A 25,603-nucleotide genomic window follows, 5' to 3' on the forward strand; every position below is an offset into this window, starting at 1 on the left:
AGCAATATCAGCGTCATGAGCTTTGGCAAGCTGGGCAGGGTGGTTCGGTCAGGCGGGCGTCAGTTCCAGGGTTTGTCGCGTTGCCAGACCTTGATGTCCTTGATCCGCATCACGATGGGGGATTTGAGGCCGGAAATCGGCCAGCCGCCGCCCAGGGCCAGATCGGCCAGCATATACATTGGCTGGCGGTATTCGGGTGGGGTCGGGGTAGACCAGAATTCATGCCGGTTGAGGTAGAAGCTGGTGGTTTGCGGTGTGATCAGCACGCCGAACCGATTGAACCCCGAGGAGAGCTGGCCTTTTGGCACTTCCGGCATGGTGGCGCGTAAAAGCTGGTTCTTGCCGTTGACCCAGACATGCTCGGTGGTGTGAAAATAGCGGGGAAAGCCGCCATAATATTCGATGACATCGATTTCCGCCGCGAAGCTGCGCTTGTCCGAGCCGATCAGCCAGAAAGCCGGCCAGGTGCCCATGCCGTCGGGCAGTTGCGCGGTCATTTCAAAATATCCGTATTCCTGCGTGAAGCCGGCCTTCGGGTTGTTATCGGCCCAGGCGGAACTGATCAGCCCCGAGCGCCAGTGACCGTCGGCCCCCTTGCTGGCGATGATTTCCAACCCGTCGGGCGTGGATTTGAAGACATCCGGGCTTGGGTCGGAAAATGTGGCGTCGCCGAAATCGCCATGCCAGGGCGTATGGGTGGTCCAGCGGGCGCCGGGGCCCTGGGCGGCCAGGCTGAGGGTGGAGAAATCGTCCGAAAACGTGACATGGTAGCCGGAAAGATCCAGCGTGGCGGCCGAGGGGCTTTGCGCCGCCGCGGGCGGCAAACCCGCCAGGGCGGCCACGGCGCAGAACAGGCAGCCCGCCATGCCATGCAACAAGGTCGAAAGGGAAACCATGTGCCATGCGTGACCGATTTGGCGGTGTTTGTCCAGAAAATAGAGCTTTGCATAATTTTAGAAATATTTTGTTGCTCTTGCAGAAAAATTGATCTACGTCATGCCGGAGCCTTCGTCTTGCGAAGGGCAGGGGTGAAACGCTGGTGATCGCCGGGGTTGGCATGACAAGAACGTCGTTGACACTGAGATTGCAGCAGACTGGAGGCCATGCCTCCGGGTTCGATTACCTCCGGTTGACCCTGGCGCTGTCCATCCTGGTTTTACACGCCTGGATCATTTGCGACGGCTTCCAGGCGGTGAACGCCATTTTCCTGAGTCCAGCGCGGCCGCTGATGCGTTTCATTCTGCCGGCTTTTTTCGCGCTCAGCGGCTTTCTCGTCGCGGGTAGCCTGGAGCGTTCGCGGACCCTGGGCATGTTCCTGGCCTTGCGCGTGTTGCGGATCTACCCGGCGCTGGGTGTGGAGGTTTTACTTTCCGCGTTTCTGCTCGGACCGTTCGCGACGCATCTGAGCTTGTCCGAATATTTCACGGATCCGCTGTTCCTGCATTATTTGCGCAATGTCGTCGGCGATGTGCATTTTTACCTGCCCGGCGTTTTCGCGGACAATCCGCTGCCGGGCGTGGTCAATGGCCAATTATGGACCATTCCCTTTGAACTGGGCTGCTATATCACGCTGAGCGGGCTGATGCTGCTGGGCCTGTGGCGCTGGCGGGTGCTCGCGCCGATCGGGGTGGTGGCCGTGACGCTGGCTTATCTGGCGGTGACATTGATACGCCACGATGGTGTGCTGGTGCCCGTGCCGGGAGCGATTAACGGGGCGTTATTGGTCGCGACGTTTCTGTGCGGGGTGTCGCTTTATCTGTACCGCGAGCTTGTGCCTTATTCGGCGCCGCTTTGCGTGGCGGCGGCGCTGCTGGGCGGGCTGTGCCTGAGCGTGCTGCCTGGCGGGGATTTTTTCGCGCCGCTGCCGGTGGCTTATGTCACGGTGTATCTTGGCTTGCTCAATCCCAGCCGGCGGCTTTTGCGTGGGGCTGACTATTCCTACGGTATTTTCCTGTATAGTTTCGCGTTGCAGCAGGCCTGCTATCATTTCCTGCCTTTCGCCCGCGAGCCGGCGGGCAATCTGCTTGTCGGGCTGCCGGCGGCTTTGCTGGTCGCGGCGTTTTCCTGGCACTGTGTTGAACGTCCAGCGCAAAGATTCAGAAAGACGCTGAAAAATATTGAAACAGCCTATCTTGGCTGGCGCGGGCGTATCGCCAGGGCTTTGACGATAGAAGGGAAGATGGGATGACGGTCCTGGTCGTGGGGGCTGGATTCTCCGGCGCTGTTTATGCGCGGGTTCTGGCGGAGGCCGGGCATGAGGTGAGGGTGATCGACAAGCGCCCGCATCTTGGCGGTAACGCCTATGATTTCACCGACGAGAACGGCGTGCGCGTGCATGCTTACGGGCCGCATCTTTTCCATACCAAATTATCGCATGTGCTGGATTGGCTGCGGCCGTTCGGCCGGTTTCTGCCTTATACGCACAAGGTGCGGGCAAGGCTGCACGATGGCAGGCTGGTGCCGTTGCCGATCAATCTCGATACGGTGAACGAAGTTTTCGCCACGGCCTATGAAACACCCGCGCAGGTGAGCGAGCATCTTGCCCGGATCGCCTTGCCCATTGCCGAGCCGCGTAACGCGGCGGAGCATCTTTATGCGAAGATTGGCCAGGAGCTGACGGATTTGTTCTTTCGGCCCTACACCAAGAAAATGTGGCAGATGGATCTGGAGGAGATGTCCGCCGCCGTGGTCAAGCGCATTCCCCTGCGCATGGACCGGGAGGATACGTATTTCGCCAGCGACGAGACGCAGATCATGCCCGCCGATGGTTATACGGCCCTGTTCGAGCGTATTTTCGAACATCCAAGAATTAAGGTGGAGCTTTCCGCTTCCTTCGACAAATCCGCTTTGCGCGATTTCACCTTCTGCTTCAATGCGATGCCGGTGGATGAATATTTCGGTTGCAGACTTGGGGAACTGCCTTACCGCTCCATCAGGTTTCATAAACGGATGGAGCCGGACGGGCCAGCGCCGGCGGCCCCGGTGGTGAATTTCACCGATGCCGGGCCATTTACCCGCGAGACCGTTTGGGATGCCTTGCCCAACCATCGGGTGCGGGAGACGGGGCGGCGAAGCGTGACCAAGGAAGAGCCTTGCGATTACCGCGACAATGGGATGGAGCGCTATTATCCGGTGAAGACGGCGGATGGGCGTTACCAGACGCTCTACGAAGAATACCGGCTTTTGGCGCGCGACGAGCCGAACATGGCCTTTATCGGCCGGTGCGGCACCTATCAATATTTGGATATGGATCAGGTGATCAACCAGTCGCTGGCGGGAGCACAGCGCTGGTTGGCGCAAAATCGCGAGGCGTGATCGCCATGATTCACGATGTGACCGAGCCGGTGCGGGAGAGGTGATGCGGCGGCGTTTTCAAGCTCTCTGCCAGGCGCCCGAGGGAGCGCTGGACTCCGATGTGTGCGTTGTCGGCACCGGGCCGGCTGGCGCGGCGCTGGCGCGTGAACTTTCCGGAAGCGGGTTGCGTGTGCTGCTGGTGGAAAGCGGCGGCATGGAACGGCGCCCGGAGGCCGACGCGCTGAACGAGGTGGAAAATGCCGGGCATGCGCGCATCGAGGATCAATGGCTGGTCCGCAACCGTATTCTGGGTGGCACGTCTCATACCTGGAGCGGGCGCTGTGTGCCGTTCGACGACATCGATTTCAGGCCGCGCGCATGGGTGCCCCAATCGGGTTGGCCGTTACAGCCTGGGGAGTTGCGGCCTTATCTGGAACGTGCCGCGCCATATCTGGGACTGAGCGTGGGCACGGGGTTTGCCGGCGATGGATTCTGGGAGCTGGCGGGGCGGCGGCGGCGGATCCCGGCTTTCGACGAGGACAGGCTGATCCCGCATTTCTGGCAATTCTCGCGCGCTGCGCACGGGCCGCGCGGCTATACGCGGTTTGGTCCGCCCTTGCCCGAGCAGCTTGGCAAGGCGGTGACGCTGCTCCTCAACACGACCTTGTGCGATATTCATCTCAACGAGGCTTGTGACAAGGTGGCCGCGATCACGCTTGCCGGGGAGGAGGGCGAGCGCCGCCTGGTGCCGGTGAAGGCGCTGGTTTTATGCTGCGGCGGCATTGAGAATGCCCGTCTGCTGCTTTGCGCGAATGGTCAAATTCCGGCGGGTATCGGCAATGCGCGGGATCAGGTGGGGCGTTATCTGATGGATCATCTGCGCGGCCCGACGGGGCAGTTTTCATTGCGTGGAACGGCGAGGTTGCGCCGTGTGTTCGGCCATTACCGCATCGCGGGGGGGCAGGTTTTCGCCGCCGGGTTGCGGCTGAGCCCGGCCATGCAGGCGCAGGAAGGGCTGCTGAACGCCAGCGCCTGGCTGGAAGGGCGAATTGCCGGGGACGATCCTTGGAACGCGATGAAGGCGCTGGCCAGGGGCCGCGCGGGGCCGCGGCAGATGGTCGATATCGCGGGGAATGCCGGGCTGCTGCTGCGCGGGGTGCGCGACCATGTGCTGGCCCGGAACGGCTTGCCACGCAAGATCGACCGGCTCGATCTTGTTTGCATGATCGAGCAATGGCCGGATCCGGAAAGCCGGGTTCGTCTTTCCTCCAGGCGCGACAGGCTGGGCATGCCGCTGGCGCGGATCGACTGGCGGGTGCACGAGGAAGAGGCGCGCAGCCTGCGGCGCCTGACGGCGCTGGTGGCGGTGGAATTCACCCGCCTTGGCCTGCCGCCATTGCACCCCGAAGCCTGGGTCGCAATGGCCGGGCCGTTGCCGGAGATGTTCATGGATGTCGCGCATCCCACCGGGACCACGCGCATGGGCGACGATCCCGCGCGCAGCGTGGTGGACAGGAACAGCCAGGTGCATGGGGTTTCGGGATTGTTCGTGGCGGGAAGCTCCGTGTTTCCGACCTCCAGCCATGCCAATCCGACGCAGATGATCGTTGCCCTGGCGTTGCGGCTGGCCGACCGGCTGCGCGCGCGCCAATGAGCGGAAGATTCGCGGAGGGTGGACGATGTCTTGGAAAGATGATCGGATGTTTAGGGAATTCGCTCATTTTCATGCTGGCAAGATGGTGGGTTTGCGCCTAAGAAATAAGCCTGCGCATGCGATCGGATGAGGGAAAATAGCGATGGGTTCGCAATTTGACGGGGCGCGGCGTAATCTCGTGATCGTTCGCGCGGGGGAGCGCTCCTTGCATCCTGGCTGGCTGTCGGGCGAGGGCGCGCGAAGCTGGGATATCGTGGTGAATTATTATGGCGACGATCCGGAACTTTATCGGCGCGACGATGTCACCCGGATCGACAGCAAGGGGCCGAAATGGCCAGCACTGCAAGCCTTGCTTCGTGAAAACCCGGGATTCCTGCGCGATTATGAGCATATCTGGCTGCCGGACGACGATCTTGAAACCAGCAAGGAGGAAATCAACCGCCTTTTTGAGATCTTCGCCGCGCGCGGCTTGCAGGTGGCGCAGCCGTCCCTGGCCTGGGGCAGTTATTTCGGCCATCTCACCACCTTGCATAATCGTAATTTTATTTTGCGCTATACCAATTATGTCGAGGTGATGGCGCCTTGTTTCACCGCCGGGGTGCTGGAGAAGGCGGTGCCGTTATTCAATCAAAATCTCAGCGGTTGGGGGCTGGATTTTGTCTGGCCCAAGCTGGTGGACAAGCCGATGGGGCAGATTGCCATCATCGATGAGGTGAAGGTTCGCCATACACGCCCGGTCGGGGGGCCAAATTACAAGATGCTGCGCGAGCGCGGGGTTTCTCCCTGGGATGAGCTGCGTGATTTCTGCAAGGTCAATAATATCGACGAAGAGCCGATCATCACCACCATGCGCGGGCTTTACCGGGATGGAAGCGATATCGACGCGCTGGCCCATCCGCGCCGGTTTGTGATGGATCTGGTGCTGGGCTATCTGCCGGCCTTGACCAAGACGCCCGAGCCGCGCCGCATGTTGCGCCGCATGGCCGGCATGGTTTGGAAGGTGTTGAATAATCTTCCCGACAGGGTGGCGGAATTGCCGATGCCGCGCAGATTTGCCGTGCGGCGCTGACGGCAAGGCCCGCCAGGGCAAGGATTTGGCGGCTGCTTCAGGATGATTTCCGGCAGGGCGCCAGAGCCATATGAAGCCGTGTTTGTTCAGCCGGCGGAGACGGCGCCGGCGGGTGGCACCAAGCCACGTTTCACCCAGCCCTCATAATGCAGGATTTCCCGGTGGCGCTGCCCGTTGCCCCAGGTCGTGGTTTCGAGCTTTTGCTTGTAGCGCTGCTGAAGAATATATTTCAGCTTGCGCGGCCAGGGCATGCGGGTGAGGAAAGGTGTGAGCGCGGGATAACGCCTCACCACGGCCAGATAGGTTTCATATTCGGCCATGCCCCAAGGCAGGAATTGCCCGTGCCATGGTTTCGGGCTGCCCATATAGTGGATGATGCGCGGCGTGATGGCGTGTTCCAACCGGGCATTGCGCAGGAAGATCGGAAAATTCCAGCTCAATGACATGGGAATTCTGAGATCCATCGCCACAAGATTGAGCGCGTCCTGATCGGGATAGCGCGAGCGGCCGCGCAGTTGCTGAAACAAGGCCCAGGATTCACGGCCGATCCTGTCCCAGCCCGCGCGGTTGATGCGCAGGACGCCGCTGTTGAAATAGTTGCGCTGCCGCGCGGCATCGAGCCCGAGGGAGTCGAAATAGCTGACGAGTTCGCGGTCGTGGCGGCCTTCCCCCTGAAGCGAGAAGGTCATGGGGTCGCTGGCGGCGCAAAACTGCCCTTCCGGCACGGGCGCTTGCAAAAGCGGCGTGAGCGCGCCGGTGATTTGCGTGTCGCCATCGATATAAAGAAACTGGTCATATTCAGCCGGTACGATCCGGTCCAGAAACAGGCGGGCCAGCATGGCGCCGGCACCCTCCACCTGGCTGGATGAGATGGGCAGAAGGCGGATGTCTTCCGCGGCGCAAGCCTGGGCGAAGGCACGCTCCATGTCCGCCGTGCCGTCGATGCTGAAAATGGCGATGTCGGCAACATCCCTTGGCGTATGACGCCGCGCTTGGATGGCGCTGACAAAGGTCGGGAACAGATAGCCCGGGTCGGTCGTGTAGCAGATGCAGCAGGACGGCATTATGATTAACCTTTCCGGCAGACGGCCTTTTGCCCGCGCTGCTTGTGGCAGGCTGTGAGGGCAAAGGCAAAACCGCCATGATTGGCTGACATTATAGCGGCTTTTTTCGATCGTTAAACCATTTGTCCCTCGGAGAGGTCTCGCTTGTTGCGAAAGGTGCGCAGGCCGCGCAATACCGTGTCCTCCAGCCCGCGGGGACGCCCGGCCAAATGCCAGGAGAGCAGCAGGCAGCTTGTATAAACCAGGGCGCCCACTCCGGCGAGCACGAGAAGACGCAGGAGCTGGAAGGCCAGGGAGAGGGGAAGATCCATCGCCGCATCCAGGCCGAGCACCGCGCCCAGCATCACCCCGCAGGACAGGATGGCACGCAGATTTACCCGGAATTGCGAGGCGAGCGAAAGACTGGATAATTTGCGGATGCTGGCCATGCAGAAAATGGCCGTCGCCGTTTCGGAGATCAGCCTGGCGGCGATTACGCCTTCGAAACCATATTCGATCGCCCCGATAACGACCAGGGGCAGCTTGACGAGAACCTGAATCATGTTTCGCCAGGCGATTTCACGTGTTTGCCCCAGCGACATGCTTAGCGGTGTAAGCAGGATGCCGAACAGATACGGGATGAGGCTGATTGAAAGCCAGCTGACCAGGGGGGCGGCGCTGGCCCATTTTGGGCCAAGCAGCACGAGCACCAGAGGCTGCGCCACGGCCGCCTGCCCGGCGAGCAGCGGCAGGCCGATGGCGACCACGGAACTGGCGGCGCTTTGATAGCTTTCATTCAGACGTTGCCGGTCTTCACGGACCAGCGTGAAGGCGGAGAGCAGCGGGCGCAGCAAGGGCGCGAACAGAGCGCTGAGGGGCACAAGGGTGAGATTATTGGCTGTTGTGAACAGGCCAAACCGTGAGGCGGGCATCAGCTTGCCGAGCAGGAGCTGGTCCGATTGCAGGTTGATGGCCATGAGGATTTGCGAAAGGCTGATCCATCCGAGGAAACCGCTGAACAGCCGCCAGTCGCGCAGCGAGAGGCGGGGGCGGTAGGAGATGAAGGCATAGCTTAGCAAGGTGATGACCACCGGTGCGACGATGGTGCAGAGCGCGATGGCCCAGTAGGAACGCGTGAGATAGGCGGCCAGGCTGCCGACCAGAAAGGCGACGCCCTTGCCGGTTAGTTCAAAATAAAATTCATATTTGAAGTTCAGGGCTTTCGCATATTCGGCCAGGCGCGGATTTTGCAGACCGCGCGCCGCCGGCGCCAGACTCAAGGCTTGGATCAGGGGGGTGAGCTCAGGATGCCCGTACCAGCGCGCGAAGGGAATGGCGAGGCCGGCGCAGAGGAGGCAGAGCAGCAGACCGCGCAGCAGGCTGATGGTGAAGGCGGTGTGAAAATGATGCGGCAGCATGCGGGGCAACTGCACCAGAGCCTGGCTGAGCGGTAATTCCAGCGCGGCTTCCAGGATCGTCACCAAGGTCATGGCGATGGCGGCCAAGCCAAAATCCACGGGGGTCAGCAGGCGCGCCAGGATCAGCATGGCGCAGAGATCGATGACGCGGCTGAGCAGCCGCGCCGCGACCATCAGCGACCCGCTGAGGGCGGTCTTGTATCCTAGCATGCCGGGGCCAGGGGGGCTGGCATGGCGGGGGGGACGGCACCGTCCAGCATGCGGACGAGGCGGGCCGGGACGCCGGCATAAAGCCCGTTCGGCAGGGTCGAGCGCGTGACCACGGCACCCGCGGCGATCACGCAGCCTTCCGCCACCGTGACATTGGGCAGCAAGGTGACGTTGCAGCCGATCCAGCTGCCCTTGCCGATGCGCACGGGGCCGCCGATCGCCTCTATCGTGCAACGCTGGCCGGGCGGGCCGATTTCATGGGTGGCGGTGATGACCCGCACGAATTGCCCGATGCGGACATTGCCGGCGATTTCCAGCTTCTGAAAACCGTCGAAGAAAAACCCGACATTGATGAATACGTCCGGGCCGATCGTGAGGGATTTGGAACGCAGATTGGCGCCGGCCCAGAGGCAGGCGGAAGGGTGGATGTCGTAGCCCAGGCGGCGCATGAGCGGCATGCGCGCGCCCACGGGCAGATATTCACTGCGCAGCAATGCGTCGGTCACGCGATGGATGAAGTTCCCCATTGGCGGTGGTTCCTATGTTGGGGCTTGCGCGCGGGTCAATTGATGCGGAACCAGCCGGTAAATCTTGGCCGCCGCTGGGCGGCGCCGAGAAAATAAGAGTCGGTGCCGTCATAACCGGAGGCGTCGGCGCCGTTGATGATCAGGGCGTGGGGTTTGTCCAGGGCTTCGATCAGCTCGTTATGCAGTTCGAAATTGCGGCGGAGCGTTTGTGAGACGCTGACCACGGAGAGGATGAGATCCGCGAAACCGCCCAGGATCAACCCGTCGGAAACGACGGGAAGAGGGGGGCTGTCCAGGATCAGATAATCGAATTCCGTCTTGAGGGTTTCGATGATTGCGGCGAGGGCGGGTTCGTCCAGGCGGGCGCCGCGCTCGGGCCGGAGCCGGCCAGCGGGCAGCACCTGGAAGCCGCCATCGGCCCAATCCTGCAACTCGGGCCTGGTGCCGGTGCGCAGCCAGTCCGTCAGGCCCGGCAGGAAGCTGAAATTCGCCAGGCTTTGCAGGCGGCTGAGATAGATGTCGCAATCCAGCAGCAGCACGCGCTTGCCGTCTTCGGCGAGGCTCCGGGCGAGATTCGCGGCGATGGTGGTCTTGCCGTCCTGCTGGCTGGCCGAGATGACCAGGATCACCGAGGCATGGTCGGGGTCCGTATGGCGGTAGACATTGCGCTTGAGCAGATGGAAGGCCTCGGCGAAGGCGTTGAACCCGTCCGGCCCGAACAGCATGGCCTGGGCCGTGCCGTCGGGCAGCACCGGCCCGTGGGATTGACGGGGCACGGCGCCATAGACGGGAAGCGCGATGGCGCGGCGGATTTGGTCCTCGCTCTCATAACGCCCGGAGAGGGCGCGTTGCACGAAGACCAGCACCACCCCGGCGATGAAGCCGGCCAGCAGCCCGGCGATGACGGTGATCGTCGGGCGGGGGGAGGTGGCGCCCAGCGGAAGCTGGGACGGGGTGACGATGCGTGTGTCGATGATCGTCGCGGCTTTGGAGATCTGCGCCTGTTCGGCCTTCTGGGTCAGCAGCTCGTATAGTTTGCCGAGCTGGTCGGAGGTGCGTTTCAGCGATTGCACCTTCAGCGATTCCACGGGCTGGTTCTTCAGCTCGTCGCGGTAGCTGGCGATCAGCTTGTCGAGATCGACCAGGCTTTGGGTCGCGGCCTTGAGGTCGTTGGCGACCAGTTCGCTGATCGAGGCGCGAAGCTGGGTGACCTGCGCCTGCTGGACGACCACGTTTTGCGCGTTCGATGTATATTCGGCCTGCAATTGGCTCAGTTTCACCTGGGCTTCCGAAAGCGAGGTGCTGAGGGCGGAGAGCACGCTGTCGTTGGTCTGGCTGATCAGGTACGGATTGACCGAGCCGCTCTTGGTGGAGAAGGTGCGGTGCAATTGCTGCAAGGCCTGCATCTGCAACAGGAGATTGGCGCGCTGGCGTTGCAGGTCGCTCATTTGCGTGACGGCGGCCTGCGCGCTCTGCTGCGGGTCGATGATGCCGGTCTTGGCCTGGTAGTTTGAAAGATCGCGGTCGGCTTGCGCCAGCTTTTGCGAGACCTTGGCGAGCTGGTCGGTCACGAAGCTTTCCGTCACCGAGGCGGCTTCGGTCTTCCATTGCAGTTGCGTGGAGATGTAGTCCTGCATCAGCTGGTTGATGAAGGACTGGGCCTGATAGGGGTCCGCCCAGCGGAATTGCAGCGTGGCGAGCTTGGTCGGCTGGGTGGGGCTGCCGCCGGCATTCACGCTGAGCGCGCCGCCGGCGAGGCTGTCGGCCAATGCTGCCGGCGATACGATATTGAGGTCATATTCCTGCCCGGGCGCGAGCTTGGGAGGTGGAGCGCCGTTGCCGCCCTGGGCGGCGAAGCGCACCAGCAACGCGCCGGCCGGGCTGTGCGCTGCCTGGCCGATGGTGCCCGTGAGCACGGGTTGGGATGTTTTGAACAGCCCGCCCGCGGCATAAAGCTTGTAGCTGTTGTCCGGCCCTGTCTTCAGCCGGTAATGCCCGGCCAGGGTTGCGTTCACCACCTCCAGGCTTTGCGGGCCGGGCACGAAGGCCTGGGGGTTGCCGCCATCGAAAAAACGCCAGCGCCAATAGGTCAAGGCCGGTGTGCCGGCGGGGCGGATGGTGGTGTTGAGCCCGGTTTCGAGCACGGCGCGCTCGATCAGCGTGCCGGTGGTCAGCAGTTCGATCTGCGTTTCCACGCTGCTTTGCGTGGAATAGGCGGAGAGATTGAGGGTGCCGTTGGCATCGTTGCCGCCATTGTCCGGCTGGGTCTCGCCCAGATAAAGCGCGCCGCGGGCGGTGAATTGCGGCGTGGCGAACAGCACATGCAGCAGGGCGGCGCCTCCGGCCAGGCCCATGAACAGCAGGATGGTGCGCGCCCGGCGGCGCAGGGTGCGGATGAACTGGCCGATATCGACCGTGTCATGCGTCTCGTGAAGTGCAATCGCGGGCAGTTGCGCCGGCATCGCCGTCTCCTTAATTGTCCTTCGAGAGGTACTTGATCGACACGAACGGGTTGAGGATGCCCGCGACGGTGTTGAGCGAAGGCAGCAATTTATCCAGAACCTGATTCCAGGTGGCGACGCCGGTGGGCGGCACGAACACGATATCTCCCGGTTGCAGGGGGAAGGGAACGGCCTGGCCATCGAGGATCTTGCTGGCGTCGACCACGATGAAATCGGCCGAGGCGCCGTGCGAGCGGATCAGCCGCACCTGCGCCAGTTGCGCCTGGGTGTAGTTGCTGAGATCCATGCCGGCTTCGCTCATGGCTTGCAGCAGGGTGAGGCCACCCCCCTGGAACGCGATGGCGCCAGGCTTGCCGACCGCGCCGAAGACGAAGGCCTTTTCGTAGGAGGAAGGCGGGACGACGATGGTGGCGCCAGGTTGCAGCACGATGTTTTGCGTCATGTCGCCATTCACCAGCAGGGCGCGCAGATCCACGGGGAGCTTGCGGGACCCCACGGCGACATAGGCCTGGTAGAGATCGGCATTGTCCACGTCCAGATTGCCGCCGAGGGCCAGCGCCTCCAGCAGGGTCAGGTCGTGGCCTGGATATTTCACGCCGGGAGAAGAGAAATCCCCCAGGAGGTAATAGCGCAGGCTGCGCGCGGAGACGAGCTGAACGGCGACATTGGGGTTTTGGATGTATTGGCCATAGGCGGAGGTGAGCTGGCTTTGCGCCTGCGCCAGGGTGAGGCCGGACAGCTTCACGGTGCCGACCAAGGGCAGGCCGACGGTGCCGCCGCTGGTGATCATCACGCCGCCGGAGCCCGAGGTTTGCCCTGGCTCGGGCTGGGAAAGCTCGGGGTGCATGTAGACGGAGATCGAGATCACGTCGTCCGGACCAAGACGGTAAGGGGCGTATGTGTCCGGGGTGGATGAAAGAGGCGGCAGGGTTTCGGAGCTTTGCGAGACCACGGCGGAGGGCAGGGTGGCCGCCGTGGAGGTTGCGGCCACGAGATGGGAGGTTGGCGGAGGAGATGAACAACCTGAGAGTGCGGCGACGGCGGCGAACGCAACCGAAGGGGTGCGCGCCCGGCTGGAAAGGTTTAAAAAACCCAAAGGGTTCCAAAAATATTTCATAAAAAGGTTTATCCGTTACCGCGATTTGGTGAATTGCAGGCAGATAGGTCGAAAAACATATTTCCAGCTCATGATCTCTATAATGAAATCAATCGGCCAAAGCCTTGCTTGATGCAAGGTAAAAATTGTATTGCGGTATCGTTCTTGATGAATAATACGAAAAAAGATTATTCATCGCAACATTGCGTGTGTATTAATACATTGCAGTTTGAGGGTAAGAGCCTTGTAAAGCGACTTTGTCGTGCCTCATGTTAACGCCGTCATTTCAGCCGCGCCATTGGACCCCGCCCGCAGAGTTTTCAAGAGGATTGACCGTCGATGATCACTGCGATCGGCAGTTTGCTGATCCTGCCCTGCCTGTGGTTCTGGCGCCGTCCCGCCGCCTTGCTGGCATTGGTGTTGGTCTATTCCGTGTTTTCGGCGGCGGCGATCCTGGTGGTTGGCGGGCTTGGCGTCACGCCGGCCCTGGTGCCCGCGGCGATGTTCATCGGGCTGTTCCTGCTCAATATGTTCAATGGCGTGCGGTATCATGCCGAACGCCCGGCCTTGCTGCTGCTGGCGCCGTTTATCCTGGTGATCTGCGGCGCCTTGATCAGCTCCTTCATCATGCCGCGCCTGTTCGAGGGGGATGTGCTGGTCTGGCCGCAGAAAATCTCGCCTTTTCTGGTCCGCTCGCCGCTGGCGCCAAATGCGGGCAATATCACGCAGGATATGTATCTGCTCGCCAACGCGCTGCTCACCATCTGCGCCGCCCTCTATCTCACCCGTCCGGGGATGTTGCTGGCGCGTTTGCTGGATGCGTATCTGGCCAGCGGCCTGTTGGTCATCTTCATCGCGTTTTGGCAATTTGCGGGAAATATCCTGCATATTCCCTATCCGTCGGCGTTTTTCCATTCCAATCCCGGCTGGTCGCAGCTTTCAGACCAGACGATCGGCTCGCTCACGCGTCTGAACGGCCCGTTCAGCGAGCCATCGTCTCTCTCCGCCTATATGTGCGCCTCGCTCAGCGCGGCGGGATGGGTCATGCTCAATGGCGACCGCCGGCTGCTGCCGCGCCTGACATTCTGGGGGGGGCTCTGCGTGGTGCTGTTGACCACCGCCTCCACCGGGTATGTCACGTTGCTGGCCATGGCCATGCTCCTGGTGGCGCGCGTGGTCATTGCCGGTGGCCCGCTGCTGCGCAAGCGCCTGGCCATCGGGATGGCGGTGTTTCTGGTGCTGGGGGGGCTGGCGGCCGGGGCGGTGCCGGCCGTCGCGCCCGGTGCCGCCAAGGAGGCCATGCTGGTGATCAACGCCACGTTGGATAAGCGGCAATCCTCCTCTTACCAGGACCGTTCCACGGCCGACCGGGACAGTCTGCTGGAAATGAGCGCCACTTACGGGCTTGGGGTGGGCTGGGGCAGCAACCGCTCGTCCAGCCTGCTGCCGGGGCTGCTGGCCGCCATCGGGCTGTGGGGCGTGGGGGGGCTGGTCTGGTTCGGCGGTGTGTTGACCTTGCGGGCGCGCCGGGCGATGCGCCGGACCGAGGACCCGCTCTTGCGCCATGTCATGCGCGGCAGCGCGGCGGCCTTGATTTCCGCCCTGGTTTCCGCCTTGCTTTCAGGGCCCACCATCTCCTCTCCGGATTTTTACCTGCTGCTGGCCATGCTGGTGGCCGCCACGGCGCGGGGGCTGCGCGAGGCGGCGCCACGCCGGCATGTGGGCCAGGCGGTGGCGAGGCTGACAATGACGCCGTTGGGGCGTGCCAATCCATGAATCTGTACATCAATGGGCGTTTTGCCACTCAGCCCCTTTCCGGGGTGCAACGTTTCGCCGTGGAGGTCACGCGGGCCTTGCAGGCGCACGATCCGCGCTACACGCTGCTGACCCCGCCGGGAGGCGGGGCGGACTGGTCCTCGGCGCGTGAAGTGGGTACCCGTCACGGCCAAGGCTGGGAGCAGCTGGATTTGCCCCGTGCCGCGGCCGGGGGCGTGCTGTTCAACCTTGGCAATACCGGCCCGTTATGGATGCGCCGGCAGCTCGTCGTCATTCACGATGCCGGGGTGTTCAGCACGCCCGCGGCCTATTCAAGAAAATTCCGCATCTGGTATAAGGTTTTACAGAACGCGCTGATTTTGAGAGGGGCGGCCATCGTCACTGTTTCGGAATTTTCCCGTCAGGAGATCCTGCGCCATTTGCCGGCGCGCTCCTCGCAGGTGCATGTGATGCCGGAAGGTGCCGACCATATGCGGCGCATCGGCACCGCGCCGGAGATATTGGCCGAGCATGGGCTTGAGCCAGGACGGTTCGTGCTTGGTGTCGGAACGTTGGCCGCGCATAAGAACCTGGCTGTTTTGGGACTGCTCGCCCAGAGGCTGGAAGAGCGCGGGATTCCGCTGGTGATGGCGGGAAGCATGGGGGGAGAGGCGTTTCAGGCGGCGGACAAGCTGCCGCAGCCCGCCCGCTATATCGGCAGGGTCAGCGATGAACAATTAAAAGCCCTTTATGAACATGCCGGATGTTTCATTTTTCCGTCACGTTATGAGGGGTTTGGTCTGCCGCCGGTGGAAGCCATGGCATGCGGCTGCCCGGTTGTTGCCGCCAATATCCCCGTCATGCGCGAGATTGGATATGGCGCCGTGCAGTTTTGCAACCCGCATTCGCCCGAGGATGTTGCGGCGCAAGTGCTGGCGGTGCTGGATTCTCCCGCGCGCCAGCAGGAGTTGCGCGCGGCCGGGCGCGCCCGCGCGGCGACCCTGACCTGGGCACGCGCGGCGGCCACGCTGGATGGCATTGCCAAGAAACTGTTCGAGTTCAGATGAAAGTCGCGATCATACATGAATGGCTGGAGCATTATGCGGGCTCCGAGCGCGTGGTGGGGGAGCTGCTGAAATGCTACCCCCAGGCTGATCTTTTCGCGGTCGTGGATTTTCTGCCTGAGGCGGAGCGCGGCTTTCTCGGCGGGCGGACGGTGCGGACCAGCTTCATCCAGCGCCTGCCGTTCGCGCGTGGGCATTTTCGCAATTATTTGCAGCTCATGCCGCTGGCCATCGAGCAGTTCGATCTGAGCGGCTACGATCTGGTGATTTCCAGCAATCATGCCGTGGCCAAGGGGGTGTTGACCGGGCCAAGGCAGGTGCATGTCAGCTACGTGCATTCGCCGATCCGGTATGCCTGGGATTTGCAGAGCCAGTATCTGCGTGAAAGTGGATTGGAGCGCGGGCCGAAGGGGCTGTATGTGCGCTGGGCGCTGCACAGGATGCGGTTATGGGATGCGATGTCCGCCAATGGGGTGGATCTGTTCCTGGCCAATTCCAGTTACATCGCCAGGAGAATTCAAAAAGCCTGGCGGCGTGAGGCGCTGGTGGTGCCGCCCCCCGTGGCGGTGGAACGCTTCACGCCGGGAGAGGGGGCGCGGGCCGGGTATCTCGTGGCGTCGAGATTCGTGCCTTATAAGCGTGTCGAGCTGATCGCCGAGGCGTTTCGGGATTTGCCGGCGTGCCGACTGACCATTGTCGGTGCTGGCACCAACGCCCCGCAGGTGGAAAAAGCCGCCGCCGGGGCCGCGAACATCACGCTGCTTCCACCCGTGCCGCATGCCGAGCTGGTGAGGCTGATGCAGGGCGCAAAAGCCATGATCTTCGCGGCGGAAGAGGATTTTGGCATCACCATGGTCGAGGCCCAGGCTTGTGGGACGCCCGTGATCGCCTTCGCGGAAGGGGGCGCGCGCGATATTTTTCCCGCGGGCGCTTCCGTGCCCACGGGCATTCTGTTTCCCGAGCAGAGCAAGGAGGCGATCGCCGCCGCCATAGGCCGGTTCGAGGCGCTGGAGGAGGGGATTTCGGCCGAGGCTTGCCGCGCGAATGCCATGCGGTTTTCAGAGATGTTGTTCCGTGAGCGGCTGATGGGAGCCGTGGAGCGGGCGATGGGCATGTTTGGCCGTGCCGCCGGCTTGTCCGCCGCCGGACATGCGATCGGAGAGGAATGAACGCCATGCGAATCATGCATCTTCTGAATCATTGCGGCAAGGCCAACGGACATGTGAATGTCTCGGTTGATTTGGCGCATACCCAGGCGCGGATGGGGCACGAGGTTGGGTATGGCTGCGCCGATGGAGATTATCTGGAGTTGTTGCGCGGCGCCGGGGTGCGGCTCTACCGGATCGAACAGCCGCATCGCAATCTGCCTGATTTTTTGCGTGCCAATTGGCAATTGCTGAAGGCGGTGCGGGATTTCCGCCCCGATGTAATCCATGTGCATATGGCCGCGCAGAGTGTGCTGGTGCAGCCGCATAGGCTGTTTGGCCGGAAAATCGTCACGACCTTGCATAATGAATTCGATCGTTCAGCCTGGTTGATGGGGCTGGCGGACCGTATCGTGACCGTTGGCCGGACGGGTTATGATTCCATGCGCAAGAGAGGTGTGAGCGAGACGCGCCTGCGCATGGTGCAGAATGGCTCTGTCGGTTCTCCACGGCTGCCGCTGGATTTTTCTCGGGCCGAATTGAAGCACCCGGCGGTGCTGACCGTTTGTGGAATGCATCCGCGCAAGGGGGTTGTGGATTTGCTGCATGCCTTCGCCTCGTTGCGCCCGAGCAATCCCGAGGCGGTTCTCTATCTCGCCGGCGAGGGGCCGATGTTGCAGGATTACAAGGATCTCGCGGAGGAGCTTAGCCTGGGCGCCTCGGCCGTGTTTTTGGGGTTTTGCGACGATCCGCGCCAATATCTGCACGCGGCGGACATTTTCGTTCTCGCCTCGCATGCGGACCCCGGTCCGTTGGTGATCGCCGAGGCGCGGTATGCGGGGCTGCCGATCATCGCCACCGATGTCGATGGCATTCCGGCGATGCTCGATGATGGCAAGGCCGGGATGCTGGTGCCGCCGCGCCAGCCCGAGGCATTGGCCAAGGCGCTGGCGCAGTTGCTCAACGACCCGGCGCTGCGCCAGGATTATGCCGCGCGGGCCAAGCAGGGCGCGGAGCGTTTTCTGGTCGAGCGTGTTTGCCGGGACATGGAAACGATCTATGGCGAGTTGCTGAAAAAGACCTGAAATATTCAGGAAGGTTTTTGGGCGGCTGTTTCCGTGAAACCCACGATCTTGCGGCGGGAGGGCATGAAAGCCTCCGGGCCCCACGGAGCTTTTTGATTATTTCAAGGTCATTCCTGGGTTGTCCTTGAACGGTGCGATGCGGGCCGGGTGGTGCCGCTAACCAAGCCGCAGGGCGTGGCGCGGGTCCTTCCGTCCGGTGATGAGGTGCCATAGCCCCAGCCAGTTGCCACGCGCGCGGCCCGCCCGGTCGATGAAAGGTTCCGGCCGCAGCAAGCGCGCATGATTGGCCAGCATGTTCTTCATCGCCAGGATGACCGCCTTGCGGGGGCGCATGGTGCCCTTGGCCACGAGGTAAGCGGGATTGACGATTTGCGAATAGCCCAGCTTCAATCCTGGGGTCCGCCCCTTGCTGACGCCGCGATGCACGCCGGAGAAGGCGCTGGTTTTCACCACGCGGCCCTTGGTGAGCATTTGCCCGGTGAAATCGACATCTTCCTGCCAGGCGTAGAGCGGTAATGTCTCGTCGAAGCGCGTGGCGCCGATGGCATTGGCACGGAAAGCCATGTTGCAGCCATAGGCGGCATCCGTATCCCGCATGTCCGCCGGGTTCGGAGCGGGGGCGGCGGCCAGGGCGATGCGGGCATCCCGGTAGCTGATGCCGCCTTGTTTCACGCCGTCGCGCAATACGGCGCCGGTTGCGCCGGCGATGTCCGGATGGGCGGCGAATAAGGCGGCGATCTGCGCCAGGGAATCATCCGAGGGCACGAAATCATCATCGTAAAACATCACGATGTCGCAATCCCCCAGCACCTTGTCCAGGCCGCGATTGCGCTGCGCGGTGAGGCTGCGCGGCCCCATGATGATGTCCACGCCCGCGGGAATGTCGGAGGGGAGATCGCGCGCGCTCTCGACGGAGAGCACGATGCGGGCCGGGAGCAAGGTTTGGCGCTGCAAATGCACGAGGAGCAAGCCGATTTCCTCGCTGCGGCCAAGAGACGCGACGATCACGGCCACGCGCGCCCCGGCGGGAGGCATGGCGCCTGGCGGCGTGTTCCGCCAGGTGTTGATGAGGGTCTCAGAAGGCATTTTTGCCGAAAAACCCGACCTTGGCGGTCCGGAACAGGATTTTGACATCCAGCCAGAGCGACCAGTTTTCGACATAATAGATGTCGTGGCGCACCCTGTTTTCGATCTGCTCGACGGTTTCCGTCGGGCCGCGCCAGCCATTGACCTGTGCCCACCCCGTGATGCCGGGCTTGACGCGGTGGCGGGCCGCGTAGTCTGGCACGATGTCGTAATACAGGGCGCCGGCGGCGCGGGCCTGGGGCATGTGCGGGCGTGGGCCGACCATGGACATGTCGCCCTTCAGAACATTGAATAATTGCGGCAGCTCATCCAGGCTTAGTTTGCGCAGTATGTGGCCGAAGGGGAAAATCCGGCTGTCATTGCGGGAAGTAAGGACCGAATGCCCGCAATCCTTCATGTGCATGGAGCGGAATTTATACATCATGAAGGTGCGGTTGCGCAGCCCCACGCGAGGCTGCTGGAACAGAACCGGGCCGGGGCTGGTGATTTTGATGATGGCCGCGCAGACGAGCATCAGCGGTCCGAACAGGAGCAGGGCCGCCAGGGCCGCGCATTTGTCGAACAGGGTCTTGACGATTTGCCCCCTGAGCTCGATCGGCGGGTCCGCGAGCCGCAGCAATTGCATGCCCGGAATCTCACCCGCCGGCGCGCAGAGATGGGGCGGGATCTCGAAGGTGAAGGGCGCGGGCACGAGCCGCACTTGCAGGGGCTGCCAGCTCAGGCGCCGCACCAGGGTGGCGATTTCCTCCTGGTTTTGCAGCGGGAGCGCCACCGCGACGGTGTCGATGGCATGATGCTTGTGGAAGTTCAGCAACGCGGCGATGCCGCCGCGGACCGGAACGCCGTTGAATGTCTTCATGGCGCTGTTATGCGCGGACTCATCGAAGACAGCCTCCACGCGGGCGCCGAGGTTGGCCTTGCGCAGCCCATCGATGAAGGCTTGCGCGGTCTCGGTCGTGCCAAGCACGACCACGTTATGGCGGATCATCCCGGTATCGGTGAAATGGCGATAGAGGCGGGAGGCGGCGTAACGCCATGCCGTAACGCCCGCCAGGACCAAGCCGAACCATGCGGCGATGATGAAGCCGTCATGCATGAGCGAAGACGGCGCGATGAGGCGCAGATAAGAGAGCCAGGCGAGTTCGGCATAGGCCAGGGCCAGGAGAAGCAGCGGCAGGACGCGGGACAGACGGCGCAGATACCGCCCGAAATTGGCGATGATCTCGGTTTTATGGAAGCCCGAGGCGTAGATGAGGATGCAGGCCGCCAGGAGCGTCAGGGTGACGGCGGCGGCGGGCAGCAGCACGGTATGGTTTTGGATCAGCAGATGCGCGAGCGGCGCGGTGAGCAGCGCGACGATGAGCAGGTCGCACCCCACGACCGCGAAGGTAAACGCGCCAGCCGGCAGGTGGGGCTGTTTGACCCGCGAGGTGGAATGATGGGCGTTGAGGTCGAGGGGTCTGTCTAAAAAAAGCGACTGAACAAGCGAATGATCCATCATCATGCCAATACCCCTCGGCTAAATCCAAACAGTCACAAAAAACAGGCCGTAATTGGCCGGGAGCTTCTATTTTAAGAGATACCGCAAAGCAGCAATATTAATGCCACATCAATATAAAAAGAGTCAATTAAATTAGAATTTGGAAAAAATCGTAGATTTTCAAGTGAAAGCATGGTTTTGTTTACCTGTATTGCTTAAATAATAAGAAAATAACTAAATTTAATATTAAAACTTTACCGTGCCATGCGGAGCGGTGTATCATGAGGGCGTCTAAAATACACAAAACAATTCCGTGAGCAGAGGCGGGATGATGCTGGCGAGAAAGCTTTCAGGCGAATTTGTTCGGCCGCTTTTCACATATGGACGGGATAACTGGACGAGATAATGCGCCGCGCCCCGCAGAATAATACACAGCATTACCTTGTCCTGGATGGGATGCGGGGCGTCGCGGCCCTGGCCGTTCTGGCTTTTCACAGCTGTGAATATTTCATGCTGGGTTACTCGCCGGCGCATGCCTATCTCGCCGTGGATTTCTTTTTTCTGCTCAGCGGATTTGTCATCGCCCATGCTTATGATTCGCGCCTGGCGCGTGGCATGGGGGTTTGGGGGTTTTTGCGCGTGCGGCTGCTCAGGCTGTATCCGCTCGTGGCGCTTGGGCTGGTGCTGGGCACGGCGGTTTATCTGGCGGTGGCGCTGGCGCAGCCTGGATTGGGGATTAAGGTCTCCGCCATTTTGAAGGCCGTGCTGGCCAATGCCATGCTGTTTCCCAGCTCGGCGCTGCTTTCCGTGCGGCCATGGGCGTTTCCGGTGGATACACCGTTATGGTCTCTTTCGATCGAACTCTGGGTCAATCTTCTCTATGCTGGGGCCTTCATATGGCTGACGCGTTACCGCCTCATGGCTGTCTGCGTGTTGGGGGCAGGGCTTGTCGCTTATGTGGCGCTAGGCCATGGCGGCTTGAATGTCGGCTATAGCTGGGGAGATTTTTACTTGGGGGGCGGGCGTGTTCTATTCCCCTTTGCCGTGGGGGTGTTGATGCGCCGCACGCTGGGAAGCGGCGGCCCCTTGCATGGCTGGGGCCATTGGGCGGTTGTGCCGTTGTTGCTGGTGTTGGGGGCGCCGGCTTTTGGCGGCGCCTGGTATGACGTGGTGGCGGTGGTGCTGGTGTTTCCGCTGTTGGTTGGGGTGGGGGCCGCAGCGGCGCCCCGTGCGCGGTTGGACCCCATCTGGCGCTGGCTGGGGGAGCTTTCATACCCGCTTTATGTGCTGCATTATCCGTTCGTGGTGGCGGTGGCCAATTTGATGAAGATGCGGCATTTGCAGGCATGGGCGCCGGAATTGGCGCTGGCCACCATGGGTGGAGTCATTGTCGTTGCCTGGGGAGCGAGCCGGTTATATGACATTCCGCTGCGCCGCTGGTTAGGACGGCGCATGCGTTCCGCGTCCATGCAGGCCGGGGCGGGGGCGCGGCCTTTATCCCGCCAGCAGCCGCCACCCCAGCGCCGCTAAGCCCCAAAAAAACAGCGCCAGAAAGACCATAACCAGCAAAGCGGGGCCCGCGGGAAGCCGCTCGCCTTGCCAAAAATCCGCGACGCGGTCGTGCCATGTCCGCCTGGGGGAGGTCTTGTCCTCGCCCGTGACGGAGACGGAGATGCTTACCGCGCTTTTCAGGTTTTGCATTGCGCTGCCCCTTCTTGAGACTGAACCAGAACTGGCCGCTGCCAAATTCGCACGAGACTAAAGAGGCAGAAGACAGTAAACACGGGAATAACAAGAATGTTATGCTACCTTTGGTTGCTTTGCCGGGTCAACTGATACCAAATTAATTTTCCAGGTGGGTGATGGGGCAGGGGGCATGCCTGCTCTGGGTGTCCCGCGCTGCCCCGGCCGATTGCGATGGCTGGCTCGGCATGGCTGTTCAGATTGAATTTACGGTCATGCCGCCGATGACATAATTCGATGGCACGCTGCATTATTGGCGGCGCGGCTCATTGGCGATTGGGGGAGCGTTCGTTCCGGTTGTGCATGGAGGTGCCTTCGCCGCTCCTCATGTCCCGCGCCATATGTCCCACGCCATGGGTGGCAGGAGGCGAGCCTGCCTGCCTTTGCTAACTTTGTGCTAACGCGGAAATGAGAGCCGGGGGGGCTCCCCGGTGGATGGTCATTCACGATGGGCATGCGAGGATACCAGCCGGGCCGATTGGGAATCCTCAGGATTCACAAAGCGCATGACTTGGCTGGACTGACATCATGACGGTCCTAAGGTGAAAATCACCGGCCGATGATCCGGTCCCGTCATATCCTTCGTTTCGTCGCTCAAGAGGCTATTGCAATCGAGAGGCTCAACTTGGGTGGCGCCTCCAGCTAAGCACCAATCCAAAATACCGCCTTTGGCCTGAGACATATCGGGCCAGCAAGATGAAGCGTGGGCTCCACCTGGAACAGTCAGCGCTCCCTTGTTCCTGTAATCCCAGTTCATGTCTCCAATGATTGCCCATCGTCCAGGCTGCGCGCCGTCGAGAAAGCCGGCGGCGTTTTGGAGCTGATCTTTTGTCAGGCCGTTTTGCCCAGATTTGAAATGGGCCAGTGTTAAAAGTAAATCATTGTCGATTTGGAGGATGATGGCCCCTCTATTTAGCCCCTTTAGTCTGTCCTGCATCGGATCGGCTTTCAGGCTTTTGCGGATCATGACGATATAGGCGTTGCTATGGCCGCCCGGCAAAGATTCGACATGATAGGAAAGGCCATACACATTCCTGAGATGGCTTGCGTAATCCTTAACGCGTGAAGAATGAACTTCGCATAGAAAGATAATATGGACCGGGATTGAGGAGCAGAAATCAATGAAGTCTGAAACTTTTTGCTGCTTTATGCCGGTGGAGGATTGGCCGTTTTTCTCGATATTCCATGATGCGACGACATAATGCATTGTCTTGAACTCCTCCTTGTCTCTCCTGAAGACAAATTAGTCGATCCGGTTTCGTTGTGAATGGTAGCTGAAGCAATCACGCCAAGCTAGAACGTGGTGGGCGGTTCATTCGTCGGTCCGGCTCATCACCAGGGAGTGTTTGAACGATCGCCTGGGGGCCGTTTGGGCGTTCATGGCCGCTCCCTTTGCCCTGTTCCTTGAGATCGTGGATGACAGGCCGGTGGATGACTATACAGCGGTAGATGGCGAACGGTTCCGGGCCACGCTGCGGCAGATACCCGCCAAATACCGAAAGTCCCATGCGGAGAGGGATAAGCCTATCCGTGCCATCATGGCCGATGCCCCAGCGGAGGCGGACACGTTATCCGAGAAAACGATTAAGCGGCACTTCTGGGCACTCTCTCAGTTCTTCAAATTCCTAATAGAGACCGGGCGGCTCCCGCCCGGAGCCAGCGGAAAATGTGGACCGGGGAAGATTTGAAGGCGCTCTTTTCCTCGCTATCTGGATCGGCTGTACGGGCCGCCATCGGGCAGCGCCTGGGGATCAGATCATCAAGGACGCCATGTTCTGGCTGCCGCTGCTGGGGGCGTTCCATGGTAACCGCCTGGAAGAATTCGCCCAGTTGCGAGGCGAGGACGTGGGGCAGGAGGGAGAAGTCTGGTTCCTGAACATCACCGATGCGGACGGGCGGCAACTCAAGAACCAGCAGTCCCGTCGCCGGGTGCCGCTACATTCCGAATTGATCCGGCTGGGCTTCCTCGATTATGTCCAGGCTACCGCAATCGCCCCAGATGCGCCCGTGTTTCCGGACCTGAGACCGGGTGGCCCAGATCAGAAGCGTGGGTTTTATTTCAGCAAGGATTTCAGCCGATACCTGCGGAACGCGAGTATTTATCAGAAGGAGCTGGATTACCACTCATTCCGTCATAGCGTGACAACCAAGCTGTACGAGGCCGAGGTAAATGAGGGCAGGATAGACCTGCTGACAGGTCACGAAAGCGGCGGGGAAAGCCGCAAGTGGTATTGAAGGGCATCCCCCTGGCTAAGCTGAAAGAGGCCATAGAGAAGGTGATATGGCTGGAGGTGGACCTTGCGGCTCTGTATGTCACGCAAAGCATCTAGCCTTGAAAGGTTCGTTTGTGCGGGTTCGAGTCCTGCCGGGGGCGTCGAACTGGGCTGCCCGGGCCTTGCTGATGCTGTATAGGTAGTCATATGGAGCAGGACCGATGAGCAGCAGTTCCAATCTATATGACCGCGATTTCTACGCCTGGGCTACTGAGCAAGCCGCTCTGTTACGGGCGGGCAAGCTGTCCCAGGCAGATGTTGAGCATATCGCGGAGGAAATTGAGAGCATGGGTAAGTCTGAGAAGCGCGAACTGGTAAACCGCCTGTCCGTGCTTCTCATGCATCTCCTCAAATGGCAGGTTCAGCCAGCCCTCCGTGGCACAAGCTGGCGGCTGACCATAGAGGAACAGCGGGACCGGTTGGCTGACCATCTTGCCGACAATCCAAGCCTCAAGGGCACCTTAGACGCCTCCATTGCCTCGGGTTACCGGCTGGCTATCCTAGGGGCTGCACGGGGGACCGGGCTGGACCGGGCGGTGTTCCCTATCGTGTGCCCGTGGCCATTCGAGCAAATCATGGCGGACGACTTCTGGCCGGAGGGCTGAACGGGCGTAGGTTCGGGTCCTACTTCGGGAATCACCTACTCAGAATATTTCCAGGGCCGTCAGGTCCGCATTGTGACCCGCGAGGGCAACCCCTGGTTCGTGGCGGCGGACGTGTGCCGGGCACTGCTTTACCGGGTACATAACTCCACGGGGCCGTAGACACCCACGCGCCCCTGCGGTGCTTATCCGATGACGAAAGGGGTGCGGCACCAATCAGGACCCATGGAGGTATACAGAATATGAACATTATCTCGGAATCCGGCCTCTACAAGCTGGTCATGCGTTCGGACAACCCCGAGGCCCGCCAGTTCCAGGACTGGGTTACCCGCGAGGTCCTGCCCGCTATCCGCAAGGACGGCATGTACGTGAAGGGTGAGGAAAAGGTCCGCACGGGCGAACTCTCCGAGGACGAGCTTACCTTGATGGTCTTGCAGCGCCTACAGGCCAAGGTGGAGTGCCTCAAAGACGAGCGCGACGAACTGGCGGCCAAGGTGGACACCATGCAGCCCAAGGCCCTGCACCGCTAGGCTAGGCGGGTTACTGCCTCACCGTCCACGGCACCACCTGTTCCATAACCCACCTGCTGGGCTCCTT

The 25,603-nt window shown here is 61.4% G+C and carries 24 protein-coding genes; 14 read left to right on the forward strand and 10 right to left on the reverse strand.

The window, feature by feature from the left end:
- Window positions 1-59: 59 nt before the first annotated feature.
- Window positions 60-896 carry a glycoside hydrolase family 16 protein gene (locus AB7D48_RS03235; protein ID WP_427975877.1) on the reverse strand — a complete coding sequence of 279 codons (837 nt, stop codon included), beginning with the start codon at window positions 894-896 and terminating at the stop codon, window positions 60-62.
- 188 nt (window positions 897-1,084) lie between these two features.
- Between AB7D48_RS03235 and AB7D48_RS03240 the strand changes: the two genes are divergently transcribed.
- From AB7D48_RS03240 to AB7D48_RS03255, 4 genes are all read left to right on the forward strand, one after another.
- Window positions 1,085-2,188, forward strand: a complete 1,104-nt coding sequence (locus AB7D48_RS03240) for an acyltransferase family protein (protein ID WP_427975878.1) — start codon at window positions 1,085-1,087, stop codon at window positions 2,186-2,188.
- Window positions 2,185-3,315, forward strand: coding sequence for a UDP-galactopyranose mutase (locus AB7D48_RS03245; protein ID WP_427975879.1), 1,131 nt, complete (start codon window positions 2,185-2,187; stop codon window positions 3,313-3,315). Before AB7D48_RS03240 ends, AB7D48_RS03245 begins: the two co-directional genes overlap by 4 nt.
- 43 nt (window positions 3,316-3,358) lie before the next feature.
- The gene (locus AB7D48_RS03250) at window positions 3,359-4,948 is read left to right on the forward strand and encodes a GMC oxidoreductase (RefSeq protein ID WP_427975880.1); all 1,590 of its coding nucleotides are present in this window, start codon (window positions 3,359-3,361) and stop codon (window positions 4,946-4,948) included.
- Between the two features lie 142 nt (window positions 4,949-5,090).
- The gene (locus AB7D48_RS03255) at window positions 5,091-6,017 is read left to right on the forward strand and encodes a hypothetical protein (RefSeq protein WP_427975881.1); all 927 of its coding nucleotides are present in this window, start codon (window positions 5,091-5,093) and stop codon (window positions 6,015-6,017) included.
- Window positions 6,018-6,103: 86 nt separating this feature from the next.
- Here the strand turns inward: AB7D48_RS03255 and AB7D48_RS03260 are convergent, their stop codons facing one another.
- The 5 genes from AB7D48_RS03260 to AB7D48_RS03280 all read right to left on the reverse strand — a co-directional run bounded on the left by AB7D48_RS03260 (window position 6,104) and on the right by AB7D48_RS03280 (window position 12,668).
- A complete protein-coding gene (locus AB7D48_RS03260; protein ID WP_427975882.1) occupies window positions 6,104-7,081 on the reverse strand; it encodes a glycosyltransferase family 8 protein in 978 nt (325 codons plus the stop codon).
- Window positions 7,082-7,194: 113 nt separating this feature from the next.
- Window positions 7,195-8,688: a lipopolysaccharide biosynthesis protein gene (locus AB7D48_RS03265; RefSeq protein WP_427975883.1), complete on the reverse strand. Its 1,494-nt coding sequence runs from the start codon at window positions 8,686-8,688 to the stop codon at window positions 7,195-7,197.
- Entirely contained in the window at window positions 8,682-9,215 is a 534-nt protein-coding gene (locus AB7D48_RS03270; protein ID WP_427975884.1) for an acyltransferase, read from the reverse strand. The genes AB7D48_RS03265 and AB7D48_RS03270 overlap by 7 nt, the downstream gene beginning before the upstream one ends.
- Before the next feature lie 35 nt (window positions 9,216-9,250).
- The gene (locus tag AB7D48_RS03275) at window positions 9,251-11,677 is read right to left on the reverse strand and encodes a GumC family protein (RefSeq protein ID WP_427975885.1); all 2,427 of its coding nucleotides are present in this window, start codon (window positions 11,675-11,677) and stop codon (window positions 9,251-9,253) included.
- A gap of 10 nt (window positions 11,678-11,687) precedes the next feature.
- Complete coding sequence (locus AB7D48_RS03280; RefSeq protein WP_427975886.1) at window positions 11,688-12,668, reverse strand: polysaccharide biosynthesis/export family protein; 981 nt, start codon at window positions 12,666-12,668, stop codon at window positions 11,688-11,690.
- Between AB7D48_RS03280 and AB7D48_RS03285 the strand changes: the two genes are divergently transcribed.
- From AB7D48_RS03285 to AB7D48_RS03305, 5 genes are all read left to right on the forward strand, one after another.
- The gene (locus tag AB7D48_RS03285) at window positions 12,643-12,906 is read left to right on the forward strand and encodes a hypothetical protein (RefSeq protein ID WP_427975887.1); all 264 of its coding nucleotides are present in this window, start codon (window positions 12,643-12,645) and stop codon (window positions 12,904-12,906) included. The two genes, AB7D48_RS03280 and AB7D48_RS03285, sit on opposite strands and share 26 nt — an antisense overlap.
- Before the next feature lie 206 nt (window positions 12,907-13,112).
- Complete coding sequence (locus AB7D48_RS03290; protein ID WP_427975888.1) at window positions 13,113-14,549, forward strand: hypothetical protein; 1,437 nt, start codon at window positions 13,113-13,115, stop codon at window positions 14,547-14,549.
- Window positions 14,546-15,595 (forward strand): glycosyltransferase family 4 protein, encoded by a 1,050-nt coding sequence (locus AB7D48_RS03295; RefSeq protein WP_427975889.1) that lies wholly within the window; start codon window positions 14,546-14,548, stop codon window positions 15,593-15,595. The genes AB7D48_RS03290 and AB7D48_RS03295 overlap by 4 nt, the downstream gene beginning before the upstream one ends.
- Window positions 15,592-16,761, forward strand: a complete 1,170-nt coding sequence (locus tag AB7D48_RS03300) for a glycosyltransferase (RefSeq protein WP_427975890.1) — start codon at window positions 15,592-15,594, stop codon at window positions 16,759-16,761. The genes AB7D48_RS03295 and AB7D48_RS03300 overlap by 4 nt, the downstream gene beginning before the upstream one ends.
- A gap of 5 nt (window positions 16,762-16,766) precedes the next feature.
- Window positions 16,767-17,822, forward strand: coding sequence for a glycosyltransferase (locus tag AB7D48_RS03305; RefSeq protein ID WP_427975891.1), 1,056 nt, complete (start codon window positions 16,767-16,769; stop codon window positions 17,820-17,822).
- 156 nt (window positions 17,823-17,978) lie between these two features.
- Here AB7D48_RS03305 and AB7D48_RS03310 read toward each other — a convergent pair whose 3' ends face one another.
- Together AB7D48_RS03310 and AB7D48_RS03315 are read right to left on the reverse strand one after the other, a co-directional pair.
- On the reverse strand, window positions 17,979-18,908 hold the full coding sequence (locus AB7D48_RS03310) for a glycosyltransferase family 2 protein (protein ID WP_427975892.1): 930 nt from the start codon (window positions 18,906-18,908) through the stop codon (window positions 17,979-17,981).
- The gene (locus AB7D48_RS03315; protein WP_427975893.1) at window positions 18,898-20,412 is read right to left on the reverse strand and encodes an undecaprenyl-phosphate glucose phosphotransferase; all 1,515 of its coding nucleotides are present in this window, start codon (window positions 20,410-20,412) and stop codon (window positions 18,898-18,900) included. The genes AB7D48_RS03310 and AB7D48_RS03315 overlap by 11 nt, the downstream gene beginning before the upstream one ends.
- Before the next feature lie 432 nt (window positions 20,413-20,844).
- Here AB7D48_RS03315 and AB7D48_RS03320 point away from each other — a divergent pair, with 432 nt between their 5' ends.
- The gene (locus AB7D48_RS03320; protein WP_427975905.1) at window positions 20,845-21,918 is read left to right on the forward strand and encodes an acyltransferase family protein; all 1,074 of its coding nucleotides are present in this window, start codon (window positions 20,845-20,847) and stop codon (window positions 21,916-21,918) included.
- On the opposite strand, the gene AB7D48_RS03325 is transcribed toward AB7D48_RS03320, so the two are convergent.
- Window positions 21,883-22,089, reverse strand: coding sequence for a hypothetical protein (locus tag AB7D48_RS03325; RefSeq protein WP_427975894.1), 207 nt, complete (start codon window positions 22,087-22,089; stop codon window positions 21,883-21,885). The genes AB7D48_RS03320 and AB7D48_RS03325 overlap by 36 nt on opposite strands.
- A 568-nt stretch (window positions 22,090-22,657) precedes the next feature.
- Window positions 22,658-23,338, reverse strand: a complete 681-nt coding sequence (locus AB7D48_RS03330) for an endonuclease/exonuclease/phosphatase family protein (RefSeq protein ID WP_427975895.1) — start codon at window positions 23,336-23,338, stop codon at window positions 22,658-22,660.
- A 139-nt stretch (window positions 23,339-23,477) separates the two neighbouring features.
- Here AB7D48_RS03330 and AB7D48_RS03335 point away from each other — a divergent pair, with 139 nt between their 5' ends.
- The 4 genes from AB7D48_RS03335 (at window position 23,478) to AB7D48_RS03350 (ending at window position 25,536) form a co-directional block, all read left to right on the forward strand.
- Window positions 23,478-23,819: a hypothetical protein gene (locus AB7D48_RS03335; RefSeq protein ID WP_427975896.1), complete on the forward strand. Its 342-nt coding sequence runs from the start codon at window positions 23,478-23,480 to the stop codon at window positions 23,817-23,819.
- Between the two features lie 82 nt (window positions 23,820-23,901).
- A complete protein-coding gene (locus AB7D48_RS03340) occupies window positions 23,902-24,366 on the forward strand; it encodes a site-specific integrase (protein ID WP_427975897.1) in 465 nt (154 codons plus the stop codon).
- Window positions 24,367-24,565: 199 nt separating this feature from the next.
- On the forward strand, window positions 24,566-25,009 hold the full coding sequence (locus AB7D48_RS03345) for a DUF29 domain-containing protein (protein WP_427975898.1): 444 nt from the start codon (window positions 24,566-24,568) through the stop codon (window positions 25,007-25,009).
- Window positions 25,010-25,239: 230 nt separating this feature from the next.
- A complete protein-coding gene (locus AB7D48_RS03350; protein ID WP_427975906.1) occupies window positions 25,240-25,536 on the forward strand; it encodes a BRO-N domain-containing protein in 297 nt (98 codons plus the stop codon).
- The last annotated feature ends 67 nt before the right edge of the window (window positions 25,537-25,603 follow it).

This window comes from Acidocella sp. (genome assembly GCF_050253495.1).
GTDB lineage: Bacteria > Pseudomonadota > Alphaproteobacteria > Acetobacterales > Acetobacteraceae > Acidocella.

Excerpts from the sequence above, each read along its gene's own strand:
- AB7D48_RS03255 (WP_427975881.1), top strand. The coding sequence starts at position 5,091 with ATGGGTTCGCAATTTGACGGGGCGCGGCGTAATCTCGTGATCGTTCGC.
- AB7D48_RS03305 (WP_427975891.1), top strand. The coding sequence starts at position 16,767 with ATGCGAATCATGCATCTTCTGAATCATTGCGGCAAGGCCAACGGACAT.
- AB7D48_RS03320 (WP_427975905.1), top strand. The coding sequence starts at position 20,845 with ATGCGGGGCGTCGCGGCCCTGGCCGTTCTGGCTTTTCACAGCTGTGAA.
- AB7D48_RS03340 (WP_427975897.1), top strand. The coding sequence starts at position 23,902 with ATGTTCTGGCTGCCGCTGCTGGGGGCGTTCCATGGTAACCGCCTGGAA.
- AB7D48_RS03245 (WP_427975879.1), top strand. The coding sequence starts at position 2,185 with ATGACGGTCCTGGTCGTGGGGGCTGGATTCTCCGGCGCTGTTTATGCG.
- AB7D48_RS03250 (WP_427975880.1), top strand. The coding sequence starts at position 3,359 with ATGCGGCGGCGTTTTCAAGCTCTCTGCCAGGCGCCCGAGGGAGCGCTG.
- AB7D48_RS03310 (WP_427975892.1), bottom strand. The coding sequence starts at position 18,908 with ATGCCTTCTGAGACCCTCATCAACACCTGGCGGAACACGCCGCCAGGC.
- AB7D48_RS03295 (WP_427975889.1), top strand. The coding sequence starts at position 14,546 with ATGAATCTGTACATCAATGGGCGTTTTGCCACTCAGCCCCTTTCCGGG.
- AB7D48_RS03290 (WP_427975888.1), top strand. The coding sequence starts at position 13,113 with ATGATCACTGCGATCGGCAGTTTGCTGATCCTGCCCTGCCTGTGGTTC.
- AB7D48_RS03260 (WP_427975882.1), bottom strand. The coding sequence starts at position 7,081 with ATGCCGTCCTGCTGCATCTGCTACACGACCGACCCGGGCTATCTGTTC.
- AB7D48_RS03300 (WP_427975890.1), top strand. The coding sequence starts at position 15,592 with ATGAAAGTCGCGATCATACATGAATGGCTGGAGCATTATGCGGGCTCC.
- AB7D48_RS03315 (WP_427975893.1), bottom strand. The coding sequence starts at position 20,412 with ATGATGATGGATCATTCGCTTGTTCAGTCGCTTTTTTTAGACAGACCC.
- AB7D48_RS03330 (WP_427975895.1), bottom strand. The coding sequence starts at position 23,338 with ATGCATTATGTCGTCGCATCATGGAATATCGAGAAAAACGGCCAATCC.
- AB7D48_RS03325 (WP_427975894.1), bottom strand. The coding sequence starts at position 22,089 with ATGCAAAACCTGAAAAGCGCGGTAAGCATCTCCGTCTCCGTCACGGGC.
- AB7D48_RS03345 (WP_427975898.1), top strand. The coding sequence starts at position 24,566 with ATGAGCAGCAGTTCCAATCTATATGACCGCGATTTCTACGCCTGGGCT.
- AB7D48_RS03265 (WP_427975883.1), bottom strand. The coding sequence starts at position 8,688 with ATGCTAGGATACAAGACCGCCCTCAGCGGGTCGCTGATGGTCGCGGCG.
- AB7D48_RS03235 (WP_427975877.1), bottom strand. The coding sequence starts at position 896 with ATGGTTTCCCTTTCGACCTTGTTGCATGGCATGGCGGGCTGCCTGTTC.
- AB7D48_RS03275 (WP_427975885.1), bottom strand. The coding sequence starts at position 11,677 with ATGCCGGCGCAACTGCCCGCGATTGCACTTCACGAGACGCATGACACG.
- AB7D48_RS03270 (WP_427975884.1), bottom strand. The coding sequence starts at position 9,215 with ATGGGGAACTTCATCCATCGCGTGACCGACGCATTGCTGCGCAGTGAA.